Here is a 1,093-nt window from a genome sequence, read left to right as displayed (position 1 = left end):
CTAGGGCGCGTATTTGGTCGTGATCAAGCGGTGGTTCTGGCGAGGTCCTTGATCCAGATCATCGCGCCGCGAAGCTGGAGGCCGGCGAGGTAGCTCGCCGGGGTCTTGTCATAGCGAGTGGCGATGCCCCGCCAGGCCTTCAGCTTGTTGATCAGGCGCTCGACGGTGTTTCGGTCCTTGTAGAGCTCGGCGTCGTGGCTGACGGGCCGACCGCCCATGCTGCCCTTCTTCTTGCGGTTGGCGGCCTGGTCGACCTTCTCTGGAATGACGGCCTTGATGCTGCGTTTGCGCAGGTAGGCGCGGTTGCCGCGGGACGAGTATGCCTTGTCCCCGGCGACCGCGTCGGGCCGGGTGCGGGGACGACCGACGGGCCCGCGGACCCGGACCTTGCGAAGCACGGGGATGAACTGCGGACTGTCGGCGGCCTGACCCTCGGTCAGGATGAACCCCAGCGGACGGCACTTGCGCTCGCCGGCGACGTGGACCTTGCTGGTCTGCCCGCCCCTGGAGCGTCCGAGCAGGGCGGCCTTCAAGCGGAGCTTGCAACGGCGTCGGATGCGCCGCCGCTCTTCCCGTTCCGGGGCGTCCTGCCCGTCTTGTCCTTGCGGGCCTCCCCCTTTTGCCGGGCCTTGTCCGCCTCCTCGGCGGCTTTCTCCAAGGCGGCCAAGGCGTCGGGGTCCAGATGCATCCCGGCGGCGTCGTGATGGGCCCGGACGGTGGTGGAGTCCACGCTGACCAGGGACAAGTCCACCTCACCCCGCTTGGCGGCTTCCGCGATCGCGCCCTCCAGCAGGGCCTCGAAGACGCCGGCATCCCTCCACTGCCGGAAGCGGTTGTGGACGCTCGACCAGGCACCGAACTCCCGGGGCATCTCACGCCACTGGCTGCCGGTCCTGAAGTGCCAGATCACGCCCTCGAACTGCTGGCGCAGCCGATCGGGGTACGGGCCGTACTCGCCGATCGGCAGGTACGGCTCGATGAACTCCCACTCCGCATCTGAAAGTTGCACACGTGTCATGGAACACGGTCTACCGGATCAGGCCGTACCGCGAGGACAACTTCCCAGAATGATCACAACCGAATACGCACCCTA

1 pseudogene is annotated in these 1,093 nt (G+C 67.2%); it reads right to left on the bottom strand.

What is annotated here, in order from left to right:
• Positions 1-23: 23 nt before the first annotated feature.
• Positions 24-1,018 (bottom strand): annotated as a pseudogene (locus ACIRPK_RS36940) (IS5 family transposase).
• Positions 1,019-1,093: the final 75 nt, after the last annotated feature.

The sequence above is a fragment of the Kitasatospora sp. NPDC101801 genome (genome assembly GCF_044766665.1).
In the GTDB taxonomy this organism is placed as follows: domain Bacteria; phylum Actinomycetota; class Actinomycetes; order Streptomycetales; family Streptomycetaceae; genus Kitasatospora.
Note: the sequence above shows the minus strand (reverse complement) of the source record. Positions and strands in the feature narration are given on the sequence as shown.